Below are 17015 nucleotides of genomic sequence, written 5' to 3' on the forward strand. Positions count from 1 at the left end.
AATGGATCTGGCTTTGATTACCGGCGGTAGTCGCGGCATTGGACGCGCAATCGCACTATCGCTGGCGCAGGCGGGTTATCGCGTGGCGATCAACTATCGTCAGCGTGCAGCCGAAGCGGCAAGCGTGGTGGCAGAGATTGAAGCGCAGGGCGGCAGTGCGTTTGCGCTGCAGGCCGATATTGGCGATGAAGCGCAGGTCATACGTATGTTTGCCGAATTGGACCAGCAAGAGGGCGTGCTGCGAGTGCTGGTGAATAATGCCGGTATTTTGTTTACCCAATGTCGGGTGGAAGATCTGGATGCCGAACGTATTCAGCGCGTGTTCGCCACCAATGTCACCGGCACGTTCATCTGCTGTCGTGAGGCGGTAAAACGCATGGGCACGCATCATGGCGGCAAAGGGGGCGCCATCGTCAATGTGTCATCCGCTGCGTCACGTCTCGGTGCGCCAGGCGAATATGTGGATTACGCCGCCTCAAAAGGGGCGATGGATACGCTGACTAAAGGGGTGTCGCTGGCAGTGGCATCGCAAGGCATTCGCGTCAACAGCGTGCGTCCTGGCCTTATTTATACCGACATGCACGCCGATGGCGGCGAGCCGGGTCGGGTCGATCGCCTGGCGAGCACATTGCCAATGGGACGCGGCGGCCAGGCAGAAGAGATTGCTGCAGCAATTGCCTGGCTAGCGAGCGATGCCGCGTCATACGTGACGGGCACCTTTATCGATGCGGCTGGCGGACGATAATCACCAAGCCGGTATCAATACCGACCCCATAAAACAGTATCCGTGCGGAGTGTCGCCATGCATGGCGACCGATTCATTCAAACCCTCGCCTGTCACACCCACTCACAGATTTATTTTAGCGTACATGTGTACTCTGAAAATTATCCCGGTTACTCTGGTTGCTCAGAAATAGCACACTCGCTTTTTCCGTTGTTCAGGAATCACCTCATGGTACAAACCCCAGTTATTGCTCAGGGCTACTCATTGGCAGAAGAGATCGCCAATAGTATCAGCCACGGAATTGGCTGCATTTTCGGCATCATCGGCCTGGCGTTAATGTTGACACAAGCCGTTGAATCCCAAGCTAACGTTACCGCGATAACCAGTTACAGCCTGTACGGCGGCAGCATCATTCTGCTCTATCTCGCCTCAACGCTGTATCACGCCATTCCCCATCAAAAAGCCAAATACTGGCTGAAGAAATTTGACCACTGCGCCATTTATCTGTTGATTGCTGGCACTTACACGCCGTTCTTGCTGGTGGGGCTCAATTCGCCGCTGGCACAAGGCTTAATGGTGGTGATCTGGAGCCTGGCGCTGGTAGGTATTCTGTTTAAAATCGCCTTTGCCCACCGCTTTGAAGCGCTGTCGCTGGTGACCTATCTCGGTATGGGATGGTTGTCGCTGGTGGTGATTTATCAGCTGGCGATCAAACTGTCGCCGGGCGGGATTTGGCTGCTGGCTGCCGGTGGCATTGTCTATTCGCTAGGAGTGATATTCTACGTCTCGCGCCGTATTCCTTACAGTCACGCCATCTGGCACGGTTTTGTGCTCGGCGGCAGCGTGTTGCACTTCTGCGCGATTTATTTTTACGTGATGTAAGCTCAATCCAGGTCGCCGAAAATGGCGACCTTACGTGTTTAGTACGGACCCGGCCCGCAATTATTCGGTTAATGAATACGGCAGCGGCTGAATGGTCAATTTGCCACTTTCGTCGCCTTCCACGCGCAATACGCTATCTGGCTCCAAATCATTATTCATCACCACCTGTACCCAAACGCTGCCGTCATCCAGCTGCACGCCGCTCAATACGGTGCCGGTGCGACGCCATTTATCGCCCATCTGCAGCTCCATCGAACCGCCAACCTCCGGCACTTTGCTGGCTTTACCTGCCAGCCAATAGAGTGCGCGTTTGTTCGCACCGCGGAATTTGGCGCGTGCCACCATTTCCTGGCCGGTGTAACACCCTTTTTTGAAGCTGATGGCATCCAGCGCCTGTAGGTTAGTGGCTTGTGGAATCAACTGCGCGCTGGTGGCGCTTTCAATCACCGGAATGCCCGCTTCAATATCCAGCGCCAGCCATTGCAGGCTGTCGTTGAACTGCGCTTCTCCCGCCAGTTTCTCTTTCAACGCATTCGCCTGTTCTGGCGTGGTCACCAGCAGGAAACGTTCGGCTGGCTGATCAAACCACAAAAGCGTGCTCTCACCTTGCTGTACTACCGGCGTTTCGGCATCCGGCAGTGTGCTGAATACGCCTGCCAGCGCGGCGCGCGCCTGGAAACCGGCAACGCCGAGCAGCACCGCTTCATCGTCAGCGACGATGGTGACTTTGGCGAACACCGCGTATTTCTTCAGTTCGGTTAGCTGCTGCTCACGCAGGTTGCGACGCACCACGTAAGCGTAACCTTCGCTGCGATGGAACAGACGAATGTTGCTCCACATTTTGCCTTTGGCATCGCAGTGCGCGGCGGGACGATGCTGCGTCTCGCCCATCGCCGCGACATCCAGCGTCAACTGACCTTGCAGATAAGACGTGCTGTCGTTGCCTTGCACCTTAACCAGCGCCCATTCGTCGAGCGAAATCAGGGTTAAAGGCAGGCGTGACGATGCAGCAGGCTGGCGAGGTGGAAGGGTAAAAATCGACATGTCTCTTTCCTGATTAATGAGGTAATAGGTTGCAATGGTAAAAGAGCAGTGCGGCTTTGCAACCTGTTTACTGAATATGGCGCACAAATCGCGTGATACCCATTGCAAACTGGGGGATGTAACGCCGAGGTATTGCACAGGCTTAAGCACAGCGCCTGCAGCGAGAAAAAAAAGCAGGTACACTGAGCCCCACTGTTTTTAGTCATGGAACCTGAGACATGGAAATTAACGACAAAGCCCGCGTCCAATGGGCATGCCGTCGCGGCATGCTGGAGCTGGATATGGCTATCATGCCGTTTTTCAAATTTGAATATGATTCGCTGAACGACACCGATAAGCAGGTTTTTATCGCGCTACTAAAGAGTGACGATCCCGATCTGTTCAACTGGTTGATGAATCACGGTGAACCGGTTGATCCCGAGTTCAAACGTATGGTGAAACTGATTCAGCAGCGCAACCGTGAACGCGGTCCGGTGGCAATGTGATCTGCGAGCGTCACGCAGTGCGCGCGCACTGAATGTGACGCTTTCTCTACTGTGCACCGGTTTGCTGCTGGCGCTGGAGTGGCCTGACGCGTGGGCGTGGAGCAAAGCGCCGGTGTTAGTGCTGCTGCTGGCGGAGTGCTGGCGTAACGAGCGCCGTCTGGTACAGCGCGTAGGTCATTTGGGGCTGGACGTGAAGGGCAATTGGCTGTGGCGCGGCGTGCGCTGGCGAGCGGAACGTAAGGCGGATTGGTTGCCGTATGGCGTTTTGCTGGTGCTGCGTAATCAGCAGGGAAAACGCTGGCGGCTATGGTTAATGCATGACAACCTGCCGCCCGGTGAATGGCGCACGCTGCGCGCCTGCTGTTTTCTAAGGGATGGTCAAACGCTGCCTTAAAGCAGCGCTGCGGTTTCCGTCAGAATCTGTTCGCACCACTGCTCAATGCGCTCATCGCTCTGTTCGAACTGGTTAACATCGTCGAGCGCCAAACCGACAAACTGCGTGCCATCGGCGGTCAGCGGTTTTTTGCTGGTGAACTCATAGCCTTCCAGCGGCCAGTAACCCACAAACTGCACGCCCATCGGCTGCAGCAGTTCGTGCAGCATGCCCAGCGCATCAAGGAACCATTCGGCGTATTCGCCCTGATCGCCCATGCCGTACAGCGCCACGATTTTTCCGCGCAAATTCAGCGCCGGAATCTGTGGCCAAATCGCTTCCCAATCTTCCTGTAACTCACCGAAATCCCACGTCGGAATGCCGAGGATCAGCAAATCGTACTGCTCCATCAGCGACGGATCGTCATCTTTCAAATTGTGCAGCGTGACTAATTCTTCACCGATAAAGTCGCGAATCTTCTCCGCCGTCATCTCGGTGTAACAGGTGCTCGAACCATAAAACAAACCAATATTCATGTAATTAATGCTCTGTCTGAACCTGACTCGGGGGCAATTGTACCAGAAGCAGGCTACTTTCAGGCATAATGAGCACGATTTCACACGGGCGGAGAGTACAGTGCAGGACAGCGATCTGATCGAACAGTTTCTGGATGCGCTTTGGATTGAGCGTAATCTGGCGCAGAACACGCTCGCCTCTTACCGGCAGGATCTGCAAACGCTCACCGGCTGGCTGCATCACCATGATCGCACGCTATTAACGCTTGAAGCGCTTGATTTGCAGCAGTTTCTTGCCGAACGCGTTGAGGGCGGCTACAAAGCCACCAGCTCGGCGCGCACCCTCAGCGCCATTCGCCGCTTGTGCCAATATCTCTATCGGGAAAAAGTGCGCAGCGACGATCCCAGCGCGCTGCTGTCGGCACCGAAACTGCCGCAGCGTCTGCCGAAAGATCTCAGTGAAAACCAGGTCGAACGCTTGCTACAGGCACCGAGCATTGATGTGCCGCTCGAACTGCGCGACAAGGCGATGCTGGAGCTGCTGTACGCCACCGGTTTACGCGTAACGGAGTTGGTGGGTTTGACCATCAGCGATATCAGCCTGCGTCAGGGCGTGGTGCGCGTAATCGGTAAAGGCAACAAAGAGCGTCTTGTGCCGTTAGGTGAAGAAGCGGTTTACTGGATTGAATACTATATGGAACATGGTCGGCCGTGGCTGCTCAACGGGCAAACGCTGGACGTGATGTTTCCCAGCCAACGCGCGCAGCAAATGACGCGGCAGACCTTCTGGCATCGCATTAAACACTATGCGACCCTTGCCGGTATCGATAGCGAAAAGCTGTCGCCGCACGTGCTGCGCCACGCATTTGCCACACATTTACTGAACCACGGCGCCGATTTACGCGTCGTACAGATGTTGCTGGGCCACAGCGACCTCTCGACCACCCAAATTTATACGCACGTCGCCACTGAGCGCCTGCGTCTGTTACATCAACAGCATCATCCGCGCGCTTGAGATGCGGTAACAAGGATTTAAGATGAAAAAGCAGCTAACGATGCTGGCTCTGCTGGTCAGTGCATTCACTGGATTGGCGCATGCCGATGACAACGCTATTCAGCAAACGCTGAAAAAACTGGGATTGCAGCAGGCTGAAATCCAGCCGTCCCCGCTGCCGGGTATTAAAACGGTGCTGACCGAAAGCGGCGTGCTTTACGTCTCCGAAGACGGCAAGCACATGATTCAGGGCCCGCTGTATGATGTCAGCGGCACCCAGCCGATCAACGTTACCAACCAGCTGCTGGACAAAAAAGTTACTGCGCTGGCGCCAGACATGATTGTCTATAAAGCGCCGAAAGAGCAGCACGTCATCACCGTGTTCACCGACATCACCTGCGGCTACTGCCGCAAGCTGCATGAGCAGATGGCCGACTACAACGCGCTCGGCATCACCGTGCGCTATCTGGCCTTCCCGCGTGAAGGTCTGAATGGTCAGGTAGAAAAAGCCATGCGCGCCATCTGGTGCAGCGCCGATCGTAACAAAGCTTTCGATGCAGCAATGAAAGGCGATGCTCCGCAGATGGATGCGCCAGCGACCTGCAAAATCAATATCGAGCAGCAGTACAAACTCGGCATCCTGTTTGGCATTCAGGGTACGCCAGCCATTCTCACGGATAGCGGCATGATGATTCCTGGCTATCAGGGACCGCAAGAGCTGAAGCAGGTGCTTGACGGCCAGAAGCGTGGCGGTTAACGCACAGTGATTCATTCTGTTGAATTGCGTCGGCGCGAAGCCGAGACCGAAGCCAGCTTACCCGCTGATTTGCCCCCTTTGCTGCGCCGCTTGTATCTGCAACGTGGCGTGAAAGAGGCGCTGGAACTGGAACGCGGCGCTAAACACCTGCTGCCGTGGCAAACGCTGGGCGGCATCGAAGCCGCCGTAACGTTGCTGCATCAGATGCTGCTGGCGGGCAAACGTATCGTGGTGGTGGGCGATTTCGATGCCGATGGCGCCACCAGCACCGCGTTAACCGTGCTGGCGCTGCGCAGCCTCGGCGGTAATGTGGATTATCTGGTGCCAAACCGTTTCGAAGATGGCTACGGTTTGAGTCCGGAAGTGGTCGAGCAGGCTAAAGCGCGCGGTGCGGAGATGATCCTCACCGTCGATAACGGCATCTCATCACATGCCGGAGTGAATACCGCGCATCAGCACGGCATTCCGGTGCTGGTTACCGATCACCACTTGCCGGGCGAAACCTTGCCCGCCGCCGAAGCGATTGTTAATCCGAACCTCAACGACAGCGAATTCCCCTCACGTTCGCTGGCGGGTGTTGGCGTGGCCTTCTATCTGATGCTGGCGCTGCGTGCGCACCTGCGTCAGCAAAACTGGTTTAGTGAGAGCCGAGCCGAGCCAAATCTGGCGGAGCTGCTGGATCTGGTGGCGCTGGGCACCGTGGCCGATGTGGTGCCGCTGGATGCCAACAACCGCATTCTGGTGTGGCAAGGTTTGAGCCGTATTCGCGCGGGCAAATGCCGTGCCGGGATTCGCGCGCTGCTGGAGATTGCCAACCGCGATGCGCGCCAACTCGCCGCCAGCGATCTCGGTTTTGCCGTGGGTCCGCGCCTGAATGCTGCCGGTCGTCTGGATGATATGTCGGTCGGCGTGGCGCTGCTGCTCACCGAAGATATTTCCCAGGCGCGCATGCTGGCGAATGAACTCGATGCACTGAATCAGACGCGCAAAGAGATTGAGCAGGGCATGAAGAGCGAAGCGCTGGCGCTGTGCGATGAGCTGGAGCGTCAGCATACCGATCTGCCGCTTGGACTGGCGTTCTACCATCCCGAGTGGCATCAGGGCGTGGTGGGGATTCTGGCGTCGCGCCTGAAAGAGCGCTTCCATCGCCCGGTGATCGCCTTCGCCCCCGCCGGAGACGGCACGCTGAAAGGTTCGGGCCGCTCAATTGCGGGTTTGCATCTGCGCGATGCGCTGGAGCGTCTCGACACGCTGTTCCCTGGCTTAATGATCAAATTTGGTGGTCACGCCATGGCAGCCGGATTGTCACTGGAAACCGCGAAGTACGAGGAGTTCCGTGCGCGATTTGCCGCGTTGATTGATGAGTGGCTGGATGGCGAAGCGTTGCAGGGCGTGATTTGGTCGGACGGCGAACTGCATGCGCAGGAGTTTACCCTGCATACTGCCGAAATGCTGCGCGAGGCCGGTCCGTGGGGCCAGGCATTCCCGGAACCCGTGTTCGATGGCAAGTTCAAGCTGTTACAACAGCGGTTAGTGGGCGAGCGTCATTTGAAAGTGATGGTCGAGCCGCTCGGCGGCGGCCCGCTGTTGGATGGGATTGCCTTCAACGTGGATACCACGTTGTGGCCAGACAGCAGCGTGCGTCAGGTGCAGCTGGCCTACAAGCTGGATATCAACGAATACCGCGGCAATCGTTCGGTGCAATTGATCATCGATCACCTTTGGCCGCTGTAGTTCACTACCAAAACGCGCAATGCATCGCGCCGCTACCTGTGCACGTATCCGTAGCGGCGCGATCTATCGCGCTCAGTTGACCGGTTAAACGTTTATCAGAAACTCACATCCACACCGCCGCGCAGCACTTTTTCGTCACCGCGATCGGCGAAGTGCTGATCGGCGCGCAGGAACAGGCGCGCGCGTGACGTCTGCGCCACATCCAACCGCACACCTAACCACTGCGAACGGCGATCGAGCTGCATACCGGGAATCATGAAGCGGTTCTGGTCATCGCCAAATCCGCCCCAGCGCGCGCTGACATCCATCGACGGATTGTTGAATGCGTACTGATATTCGCCATACAGACTCAGCATGCTCCACAATCCAGCCGACCAATCCTGCCGTGCGCTGATACTCAAACCGCTATAACCGACGCTGCGTCGATAGCTGTCGCCGTCGCCGCTCAGACCGAACGCGCTACCTTTATCTTCAAACGCACCGGTATCCAGCCCGGTTTCACGCCAGCCGAGATAGGGTTCGAGGCGATAATTCTCCTCAATTGTCCAGCGATAGCCGCTTTGCAGCGCCCCCTGCCAGCTGTTGCTGCTGGTGGTCGATGACACCGGCGAAGCTTCATCCAGCAACACCAGACGCTTTAACTCATCGCGACCATGTTGATAGCTGAGATTGCCCTGCAGATACCATGCTGGCGTCAAATCGTAGCGGCCATACAGCATCGCGCCTTGCAGGCGATTACGGCTGGTGCCGCCAGTTTGGTCGTAGGTGGAGTCGATCTGATTCTGCGTCCAGGCCACGCCCACACGCAGACCAGAAATACCCAAATCGCTATCCACGCCCAATGCGGTAAGCGTGTTGCGGTAATCGGTGCCGAGGTAGCCCGCCTGATCCAGTGAACCGCGCAGTTGACCGCTCTCCAGCCAGAAACCGTAACGATTGTCGGCGCTGGCATCGGCGATACGGTTACTCAACAGGCGGCTTTGATAATCCAGCGCGTTAAACAGTACCGCGTTGCTGGAAGCGTGCGCCTGACCGGAAAGTGAATTGATGGCGGCCTGCGCACTGCGGGCATCTGCCAGCGACTGAAACGCTCCTGCTGCGCCCAGCGCTGACTGCTGCGCACTGCTCAGTGAACCCTGTTGCTGCCAGCTGTCCGCTACGCTAAACGCCTGCTCCAGATTCGCGGCCGTTTGCTGAGTGCTGGCGCTGTTCATGCCCAGCGCTGCCGCTACTGCTGTGGTATTTTTACGCGTCAGTTGGCCAGTGACGCTGTTAGCGTTGTAGCTGACCGAACCGTCGAGAAAAATGCCAGTATTGACCTGACTGAACTGGCCGCTAACGCCCGCATCGCTGGTCAGCAGCGTTTCCTGCTGTTTCACCACATAAGTTGATGAGGGTGGCGCGAGGTTCAGCGTGCCGTCAAGCGTAGAGTGGCCTGCTACAAGCAGCGGGCTGTTTAACGCGATATTGAGCACGCCATTACTGCGTTGCTGGTAATCGCCTTGCACCTGCAAACCGCCGTTGACCGTTCCCTGATTGAGTAAGCTGCCGCCAATCACACCGCTGCCACCCAAAGTACCGCTGCCGCTGACGTTGGCACTGCCAGCAATCGCACCCTCAATCAGCAACGTATTGGCGGCAACGCTGGTCTGGCCGAGGTAACTGTTGTTAGCGGTTAACCGTAGCACGCCGCCATTATTGGCGCCGTCGAGTATCAGGCCACGATCGCCGCTGATGGCATTCGAGAAGACATAGCTACCCGCATCCAGGCTGGCGTGAAAATCATTGGCCCAGAACATTGCCGGACCGTTGAGCGCTTTCGCCTGGTTGAGGTCGCCCCAGCCGAAGGTGTTGTTGTAAGGCCGCCCGTTGGCGCTATCCGCAGCGCCTGCGTAAGCATCACTGCGATAAGTGGCGGTGGTCAGCAACGTTTGCTGCAGGTTGTAGCCGCTCATCCACGGAAAGCGCTGCAACACTTGCGAAGCGGCCGCAGCGGCGCGCGGCGCGGCAAACGAGGTGCCGTAGCTGCGCGCATTCACCCAGGTACCATCGGCGTTCTGAAAGCGATAATCGGTGTATCCCGGTGCGCTCAGGCACCATGCCGCGGCGTTACCACAGGCATCAAACGGCCCGGTTAACGCCGCGCGGTTCGCCGTGTCGTATGAGGTGCTGTCCATCACGCCGGTAACGGCCAGCATATTCTTTTGCAGTGCGCTGTCCTGATAAATCAGCGGCAGCTGCGCGTTAGGGGACGGTGTTGCAGTGCCGCCATTGCCGGTGATCACCACCGCCAAACCGTTAGCCGCTGCAATCTCACGCATGCTTTGCACCAGCACCTGATAGTGCGGCTGCGCATCGGATAGCGCCTGTGCGGAGGTTAAGCGCTCGTTGGAGGCATACGACATATTGAAAACCCGCACGCCCTGGCTCAGCAGGCCGCTCACCGCACGGGCGGTATCGTCGTAGTGAAAGATATTGTTCTGCGATGCCTGCGCCACATACAGCGTGCTGCCCGGCGACAGGCCTAATAACGTCAGCGCCACCACGGTGCCGTGACCGTTAATGCCCTGATTATCATTCAAACTACTGCCGCCGCCGACGTAGCTGGTGAACTGCACGTTGGCGTAATTGATTTCACTGCGATCGGGCGATAACCCTGAATCAATAATGCCGACTTTGCTGGCATTGCCTGAAGCGCTGGGCTGAGCTGGCGTGGGTGTCTCAGGCGTGCCGGTGGTGGGCGAGGTTGCCGCGCTACCGCCACCTCCGCCGCCGCCACCGCCTCCGCAGGCGGTAAGTAACAAAGGCATTAACAAGGCAAGCAGGCGCGGTGAAGTGCGCAAACCGGGAATAAACATCGATACTCCTTCATGTCTCTCAGGACATGTTGTGCCCGCTCACGTTTACGGGCGCTGATTACTGTGTCATTCCCTGTCGAAGCTGCGCATTCCTGGCGATCGTGGTGACAAACGGTCTGGACGTCAGTGATGTCCATCGGGGGGATAGTCACTGAGCAAAATGATAAAAGGGCGCTAATAAATCGATAGGCTGAATATCAGCTGCTTAATGGCGTTATTTGAGACGTGTCTGCTTTCTTGCAGGAAATTTCTCACAAGACAATTCTTAATGATTTATCGTTATAAATCATGATCTTTAATGACGTTATCTGGCGCCAATTGCCTAATTTTTGCAGGAAAACTCCTAAGAAGGTTCTGAAGGCGAGGTATTTGCGGGGGTGTTTGGGAAAGCGTAGCGGGTAAAGCTTTCCAGAAGGATAAGAACTTTTTTTCTTACGGCGGAGGCGCGCTCACTCAGGCGGCGTGCAATGCTACAAAGTGCGCACACTTTCGGGTAAACTAGCGCGTTAGTTTTTATCTCCTTTCACCGAATCGTCAAAAAAGACTGAAAAGCCATGTTTGAAATTAATCCGGTCAAAAATCGTATCCAGGACCTCAGTGAGCGCAGCGACGTTCTTCGGGGGTATCTTTGACTACGATGCCAAGAAAGAACGCCTCGAAGAAGTAAACGCCGAGCTGGAGCAGCCTGACGTCTGGAACGAACCTGAGCGCGCGCAAGCGCTGGGTAAAGAACGTGCTTCACTGGAAGCGGTAGTGGAAACCTTAGATCACATGACGCAAGGCCTGGAAGATGTGCAGGGCCTGCTGGATCTGGCGGTGGAAGCTGACGACGAAGAGACTTTCAACGAAGCGGTTGCCGAGCTTGATGCACTGGAAGTGAAGCTGGGCGAACTGGAATTCCGTCGTATGTTCTCAGGCGAATATGACAGCGCCGACTGCTACATGGACATTCAGGCCGGTTCCGGCGGCACCGAAGCGCAGGATTGGGCCAGCATGCTGCTGCGCATGTATCTGCGCTGGGCGGAAGCCAAAGGCTATAAAACCGAAATTATTGAAGAGTCAGACGGTGAAGTGGCCGGAACCAAATCCGCCACCATTAAAATCATCGGCGACTACGCGTTTGGCTGGCTGCGTACCGAAACCGGTGTTCATCGCCTGGTACGTAAGAGCCCGTTCGATTCCGGCGGCCGTCGTCACACCTCATTCAGTTCGGTGTTTATCTACCCGGAAGTGGATGACAACATCGATATCGATATCAATCCTGCCGATCTGCGTATCGACGTTTACCGCGCCTCCGGTGCGGGTGGCCAGCACGTTAACAAAACCGAGTCTGCGGTGCGTATTACCCACTTGCCGACCAACATTGTGGTGCAGTGCCAAAACGACCGTTCACAGCACAAGAACAAAGATCAGGCCTTCAAGCAGTTACGCGCCAAGCTGTACGAATATGAGATGCAGAAGAAAAACGCGGATAAGCAGGCAGCGGAAGATAACAAATCTGATATCGGCTGGGGCAGCCAGATCCGTTCTTATGTTCTCGACGATTCACGCATCAAGGATCTGCGTACCAGCGTAGAAACCCGCAACACCCAAGCGGTGCTGGATGGCGATATCGATCGTTTTATTGAAGCAAGTTTAAAAGCAGGGCTATAAGGAACCGACATGTCTGAACAACAACCGCAGAGCGCTGATGCCGCCCTTGAGTTAAACAACGAACTGAAAGCGCGTCGCGAAAAACTCAGCGCGCTGCGTGAAAAAGGCGTGGCGTTTCCTAACGATTTCCGCCGCGATACCACGTCCGATGTGCTGCACGCCAGCTATGACGCGAAAGAGAATGAAGAGCTGGAAGCGCTGGGCGTTGAAGTGAGCGTGGCCGGTCGTATGATGACGCGCCGCATCATGGGTAAAGCGTCATTCGCGACCCTGCAGGATGTCGGCGGCCAGATTCAGATCTACGTCTCACGCGACGATCTGCCAGAAGGCGTCTACAACGAGCAGTTCAAGAAGTGGGATCTCGGCGATATCCTCGGTGCGCGCGGTAAGCTGTTCAAAACCAAAACCGGTGAGCTGTCGATCCACATCACTGAGCTGCGTCTGCTGACCAAAGCGCTGCGTCCGCTGCCGGACAAATTCCACGGCCTGGCCGATCAGGAAACCCGTTATCGTCAGCGTTATCTCGATCTGATCTCCAACGACGATTCGCGCAAAACCTTTAAAATTCGCTCACAAATCATGGCCGGCATTCGTCAGTTCATGGTTAACCGCGATTTTATGGAAGTGGAAACCCCGATGATGCAGGTGATTCCGGGCGGCGCATCTGCGCGTCCGTTCATCACCCATCATAATGCGCTTGATATCGATATGTACCTGCGTATTGCGCCAGAGCTGTATCTGAAGCGTCTGGTGGTTGGCGGTTTTGATCGCGTGTTCGAGATCAACCGTAACTTCCGTAACGAAGGGATTTCGCCACGCCACAACCCAGAGTTCACCATGATGGAACTCTATATGGCGTATGCGGATTACAAAGATCTGATCGAACTGACCGAAAGCCTGTTCCGTACGCTGGCGCAGGATGTGCTGGGCACCACGGAAGTGCCGTATGGCGATCACAGCTTCGATTTCGGTAAGCCGTTCGAGAAGCTCACCATGCGTGAAGCGATCAAGAAATACCGTCCGGAAACTGACCTGAGCGATCTGGAAGACTTTGATAAAGCGGTAGCGATTGCCCAATCGCTGCACATCAAAGTTGAGAAGAGCTGGGGCCTGGGCCGCGTCGTTACAGAGATCTTCGAAGAGACCGCTGAAGCGCACCTGATTCAGCCAACCTTCATCACCGAATACCCGGCTGAAGTATCACCGCTGGCGCGTCGTAACGACGAGAACCCGGAAATCACTGACCGCTTTGAGTTCTTCATCGGCGGCCGTGAAATCGGTAACGGCTTCTCAGAGCTCAACGATGCAGAAGATCAGGCTGAGCGTTTCCTGCAGCAGGTGAATGCGAAAGAGTCTGGCGATGACGAAGCGATGTTCTACGACGAAGACTACGTCACCGCGCTGGAACACGGCCTGCCGCCAACCGCTGGTTTGGGTATTGGTATCGACCGTATGGTGATGCTGTTCACCAACAGCCACACCATCCGCGACGTGATCCTGTTCCCGGCACTGCGCCCGACCGGTAAGTAGTCCGGAGCTGCTGCCCCCCATCCCGGCCTTCCCCCATAAATGGGGGAAGGAGACGCTGCCACATGCAACTCCCCAACTACCATATGGCAGCATCTTCCTCCCCCATTCATGGGGGAGGACCGAGGAGGGGGACAGCAAGCACGGACCGAGTAGCGATTCAGCCAGCACATTCCCCCCAACACAAAATTCCTGATGACAACCCGGCACGCTCTGTGCAGGATGGTTTTTTTCTTTTTCAGGGAATCACCATGAGTGCAAAAGCGGCAACGTTAGAGGGCCGGATTCGTCAGCACTGGGATCAACTCTCCAGCCACGAGCAGCGACTTGCCGATGTGCTACTCGCCGCACCAGGCCAGTTAGCCATGAACACCGCCACCGAGCTGGCACACAGCGCGGGCGTGTCCAAAGCCACCACCACGCGCTTCTTCCGCCATCTCGGCTATGAAAGTTATGAAGCCGCACGTCGCCAGGCGCGTGACATGCAAAGCAGCGGATCACCGCTCTACCTGCAACCGGCACCCAGCGCATCGCCGCTGGCGAGCATCATGCAGCAGCATCTGGAAAGAGAGATCGCCAACCTGGTCAACAGCTATCGCACGCTGGACAGCGAACAGCTGCAGCAAGCGGTCAGCGCCATCAGCCAGGCGCGACGCGTGGTGGTAATGGGCTGGCGCCACAGCCAAACCATCGCGCATCTGATCTATCGAGACCTGATCCATATTCACTCCGATGTGCGTCTGCTGCCGCGTCCCGGCGATTCGCTGGCAGAGCATATCGCGGCTCTGACCGCAGAGGATGTGGTGATCTGCGTCGGTCTGCGTCGTCGCATGCCCGCGCTGGAGGCGGCGATGAACGCGCTGGCCGAGCGCAATGTGCCAATGTTGTATATCGCCGACGTGCTTTCCGGCAAACCGGCGCGCCATGCGCAGTGGGTAATCCGCTGTCACACCGACAGCAGCCTGATTTTCGACAGCACCGCCGCGCTCTCTGGCGTGTGTAACCTGCTCTGTTCACTGGTGGCCCGGCAAATGGGTAAAGCCAGCAACGATCATCTCGCGCAAATCGAAGCGCTGCACCAATCCCTCGACGAACTGGAATAATGCGCCTTGCTGGCGCATTGTGCGCCAGAAAAATCACCAAAACGGTGCAATTCTGTCCAGTGCCCACCCATCCAATTATCCCCGTTTTACCGTGTGTGAAATAATAGAAACTAAAAATAAAAATTAAGAAACAAATGTTTCCATTTGATTTTATTAAATAAAATCTTTTTTTTATCAGGTCTCCCTGCATGGTAGTGAAAAAGCTGGCACAAAATATGCTCAGTAGAAAATGACATTTCACCAACACCAGGGAATCACCATAATGAAAAAAACAGCACTGCTGATTGCCGCACTTCTCTCCGTCGGCACCATGGCGCAGGCACAAGCCGATACGCTGGCCGACATCAAAAGCAGCGGCAAAATTACCGTCGGTATCGATCCAACCTTTCCTCCCTACGAATACACCGATGACAAAGGTGAGATCACCGGTTACAGCGTGGCGATCATGCAATCCTTTGCCAACGATCTCGGTGTGAAACTGGAGTTTCAGAAAACCGCCTTCAGCGGCATTCTGCCGGGCCTGATTTCGGGCTCTTTCAATGCCGAAGGTTCATCCCTCAACGTCACGGCGGAACGCGCGAAAAAAGTGCTGTTTACCGTGCCGTACAGCAAAACCGTCAACGGCGTGCTGGTGCGTGAAGCCGAAGCGAAAACCTTCAGCGGCAAGGCCCTGAGTCCGGAAAGCTTGTCGGGTCTGCGCGGTGCGGTGAAAACCGCCAGCGTGCCAGAGCAGCTGCTGAAGGGCTTCAACGAGCAGTTGAAGAAGGAGGGTAAAAAACCGATCACCATCATCAATGTCGATTCACTCGATCAAACCGTCAGCACCTTGATGACCAAACGCGCCGACTTCGTTTATGACGACATCTCGGTACTGGCGCCGGTAGCAAAAAAATATGCCGGCAAAGTGGCGCAGGTGGGCGAAGTCGGCCCGTCGCAGTGGATGGGTTGGGCGACACGTAAAGAAGATGGCAGCCTGAACAAAGCCATTAGCGACCACATCCTCGCGATGCAGAAAGACGGCGAACTGACCAAACTGCAGCAGCAATATCTCGGCACCACCTTTACCGTGCCCGCCAGCGACTTCATTCCGCAGGAGTAATTATGTGCCAGTCCAACCTGACGGTGCCTGCCGGCTTTGGCAAAACCTTCCGCGTGCGCAAGGGCCAGTTTATTACCGTGATTGACAGCGAAGGGCAGCAGGCGGCCGATTTTGTCGCGGTGAATGCCGATGACCTGAACGAGAAGCTGTCGCCGGTGCACACGCGCCAACAGCTGCGCTCGCTGTTCTTTAAGCCGGGTGACGCGTTGTGGTCGAGTGAAAACCGCCCGATGCTGCGCATTCTTGCCGACAGCATCGGCATCCACGACGCCAACGTACCGGCCTGCGATCGCACCCGTTTCAGCATCGATTTCGGTGTCGAAGGGCATCGCAACTGCGTCGATAACCTGCTGGAGGGGATGAAGGCGTTTGGCGTCACCTACTTCTCGCTGCCGGAACCGTTCAACCTATTTCAGAACGGCCCGGTCACCGCCGATGGCCGCATGGAAGTGACCGATCCCAACAGCAAAGCGGGCGATAGCATCACCTTTAAAGCGCTGTGCGATCTGATCTGCGCGGTCTCATCCTGCCCGCAGGACATTATTCCCGGCAACGGCCTGCAGGTGACGCCAATCGACATCGTGGTCAGCGACCATTTTCACGCTCAGGAGATGAATCATGCTGTTAATGCGTGAAAGTTATGAAGAAACCGCCGTGCGCACGCTGGCTGAACCGGTGCAGGTTGCAGCGGGCAGCATCGGTTCGATTCGCGTGCTGCGCGGTCAGTTGCTGCGCATCACCGCTCAGGGCGACGGCGCGGTGGCTTCGCTGTTTGGCTTTAGCCTGGCCGATCCCGCCGTGTGGCTGTCGGTGCACCACACGCGGGTGTTTAGCAACAGCTACCTGCTCGGTTCCGGCATGCGTCTGGTGAACAACCGTCGTCGTCCGATGATGGTGCTGGGCAAAGACAGCGTGAAGCGTCACGACCTGCTGCTGCCGGCGTCCACCACGGCGTTTCTCGCTGAGCGCGGTTATCCGGGCGAAGGTTGCCTCGATGCGCTGCGCGGCGAGCTGGCGCGTCTGGGCATGGTGGTGCCGAAGCTGCCGGATCCCATCAATCTGTTTATGCACGTCAAGCTGACGCGTGAAGGCGAGATTCTGCCGGAAACCAACCTGACCCAAGCTGGCGACAGCATTACCTGTCGCGTGGTGATGGACATGCAGTTCATCGTCTCCGCCTGTAACACCGGCATTGAGGGCAACGATCGTCCCGCGCCGCTGCTGCTGTCGGTGGCGGAAAACCTGCACGACTTTAACGCGGAGTAAC

The 17015-nt window shown here is 56.5% G+C and carries 16 protein-coding genes; 13 read left to right on the forward strand and 3 right to left on the reverse strand.

Going from position 1 to position 17015, the window contains the following annotated elements; translation table 11 throughout:
• Position 1: 1 nt before the first annotated feature.
• Complete coding sequence (locus MWH02_RS18745) at positions 2-745, forward strand: SDR family oxidoreductase (RefSeq protein WP_271461225.1); 744 nt, start codon at positions 2-4, stop codon at positions 743-745.
• 207 nt (positions 746-952) lie between these two features.
• Entirely contained in the window at positions 953-1606 is a 654-nt protein-coding gene (trhA, locus tag MWH02_RS18750) for a PAQR family membrane homeostasis protein TrhA (RefSeq protein WP_271461226.1), read from the forward strand.
• Positions 1607-1666: 60 nt separating this feature from the next.
• On the opposite strand, the gene ygfZ is transcribed toward trhA, so the two are convergent.
• Entirely contained in the window at positions 1667-2650 is a 984-nt protein-coding gene (ygfZ, locus tag MWH02_RS18755) for a tRNA-modifying protein YgfZ (RefSeq protein ID WP_101761957.1), read from the reverse strand.
• A 218-nt stretch (positions 2651-2868) separates the two neighbouring features.
• On the opposite strand from ygfZ, the gene sdhE reads away from it, so the two are divergent.
• Positions 2869-3135: an FAD assembly factor SdhE gene (gene sdhE, locus MWH02_RS18760; protein ID WP_101761958.1), complete on the forward strand. Its 267-nt coding sequence runs from the start codon at positions 2869-2871 to the stop codon at positions 3133-3135.
• A 34-nt stretch (positions 3136-3169) separates the two neighbouring features.
• Positions 3170-3529, forward strand: coding sequence for a protein YgfX (locus MWH02_RS18765; protein WP_271461227.1), 360 nt, complete (start codon positions 3170-3172; stop codon positions 3527-3529).
• Here the strand turns inward: MWH02_RS18765 and fldB are convergent.
• Positions 3526-4044, reverse strand: coding sequence for a flavodoxin FldB (gene fldB / locus MWH02_RS18770; RefSeq protein ID WP_101761960.1), 519 nt, complete (start codon positions 4042-4044; stop codon positions 3526-3528). The genes MWH02_RS18765 and fldB overlap by 4 nt on opposite strands.
• A gap of 100 nt (positions 4045-4144) precedes the next feature.
• Here fldB and xerD point away from each other — a divergent pair, with 100 nt between their 5' ends.
• From xerD to recJ, 3 genes are read left to right on the forward strand one after another with little or no spacing between them, the layout of a single operon-like run.
• On the forward strand, positions 4145-5038 hold the full coding sequence (gene xerD, locus MWH02_RS18775) for a site-specific tyrosine recombinase XerD (protein WP_008108233.1): 894 nt from the start codon (positions 4145-4147) through the stop codon (positions 5036-5038).
• A 22-nt stretch (positions 5039-5060) separates the two neighbouring features.
• On the forward strand, positions 5061-5774 hold the full coding sequence (dsbC, locus tag MWH02_RS18780; RefSeq protein WP_101761962.1) for a bifunctional protein-disulfide isomerase/oxidoreductase DsbC: 714 nt from the start codon (positions 5061-5063) through the stop codon (positions 5772-5774).
• A gap of 6 nt (positions 5775-5780) precedes the next feature.
• A complete protein-coding gene (recJ, locus tag MWH02_RS18785; protein ID WP_271461228.1) occupies positions 5781-7508 on the forward strand; it encodes a single-stranded-DNA-specific exonuclease RecJ in 1728 nt (575 codons plus the stop codon).
• 95 nt (positions 7509-7603) lie between these two features.
• Here recJ and MWH02_RS18790 read toward each other — a convergent pair whose 3' ends face one another.
• Positions 7604-10366: an autotransporter domain-containing protein gene (locus tag MWH02_RS18790; RefSeq protein ID WP_271461229.1), complete on the reverse strand. Its 2763-nt coding sequence runs from the start codon at positions 10364-10366 to the stop codon at positions 7604-7606.
• 554 nt (positions 10367-10920) lie between these two features.
• Here MWH02_RS18790 and prfB point away from each other — a divergent pair.
• The 6 genes from prfB to MWH02_RS18820 all read left to right on the forward strand — a co-directional run bounded on the left by prfB (position 10921) and on the right by MWH02_RS18820 (position 17014).
• A protein-coding gene (gene prfB, locus MWH02_RS18795; RefSeq protein ID WP_110867985.1) for a peptide chain release factor 2 occupies positions 10921-12019 on the forward strand; the annotation gives its coding sequence in 2 pieces (ribosomal slippage) (positions 10921-10995 and positions 10997-12019; 1098 coding nt in all).
• A 9-nt stretch (positions 12020-12028) separates the two neighbouring features.
• Complete coding sequence (gene lysS, locus MWH02_RS18800) at positions 12029-13549, forward strand: lysine--tRNA ligase (RefSeq protein ID WP_101761966.1); 1521 nt, start codon at positions 12029-12031, stop codon at positions 13547-13549.
• Positions 13550-13797: 248 nt separating this feature from the next.
• Positions 13798-14649 carry a MurR/RpiR family transcriptional regulator gene (locus tag MWH02_RS18805; protein ID WP_192236472.1) on the forward strand — a complete coding sequence of 284 codons (852 nt, stop codon included), beginning with the start codon at positions 13798-13800 and terminating at the stop codon, positions 14647-14649.
• 262 nt (positions 14650-14911) lie between these two features.
• Positions 14912-15748, forward strand: coding sequence for a transporter substrate-binding domain-containing protein (locus MWH02_RS18810; protein WP_137386385.1), 837 nt, complete (start codon positions 14912-14914; stop codon positions 15746-15748).
• Positions 15749-15750: 2 nt separating this feature from the next.
• On the forward strand, positions 15751-16383 hold the full coding sequence (locus tag MWH02_RS18815) for a DUF1989 domain-containing protein (protein ID WP_271461230.1): 633 nt from the start codon (positions 15751-15753) through the stop codon (positions 16381-16383).
• A complete protein-coding gene (locus MWH02_RS18820) occupies positions 16367-17014 on the forward strand; it encodes an urea carboxylase-associated family protein (protein WP_271461231.1) in 648 nt (215 codons plus the stop codon). The genes MWH02_RS18815 and MWH02_RS18820 overlap by 17 nt, the downstream gene beginning before the upstream one ends.
• Position 17015: the final 1 nt, after the last annotated feature.

Origin of the sequence: Pantoea leporis (genome assembly GCF_028048155.1) — a bacterium.
In the GTDB taxonomy this organism is placed as follows: domain Bacteria; phylum Pseudomonadota; class Gammaproteobacteria; order Enterobacterales; family Enterobacteriaceae; genus Pantoea; species Pantoea leporis.